Here is a 221-nt window from a genome sequence, read left to right as displayed (position 1 = left end):
GCCCGGCTGGCCCGGCAGGTTCAGGAGCGGTACGGCACGCCGCTGCATACCGTGGGCGCAATGGGTGTTTCCGGTATGATGCACGGATACCTGCCCTTTGCGCGGGACGGCGCGCAGCTTGCAGCCTTCCGCACCTGGCGCAACACGACAACAGAACGCGCCGCGGCGCTGCTGACGGAGCGGTTTGCGTTCAACGTTCCACAACGGTGGAGCGTTGCGCA

At 67.0% G+C, this 221-nt stretch carries 1 pseudogene; it reads left to right on the top strand.

Annotation, left to right across the window (positions count from 1 at the left end):
• A pseudogene (locus HJY11_RS14145) lies at positions 1-221 on the top strand (ATPase); the annotation flags it as partial.

The sequence above is a fragment of the Bittarella massiliensis (ex Durand et al. 2017) genome (genome assembly GCF_017566145.1).
GTDB lineage: Bacteria > Bacillota > Clostridia > Oscillospirales > Ruminococcaceae > Bittarella > Bittarella massiliensis_A.
The sequence above is the reverse complement of the archived record's forward strand: the minus strand, read 5'-3'. Positions and strand labels throughout refer to the sequence as shown.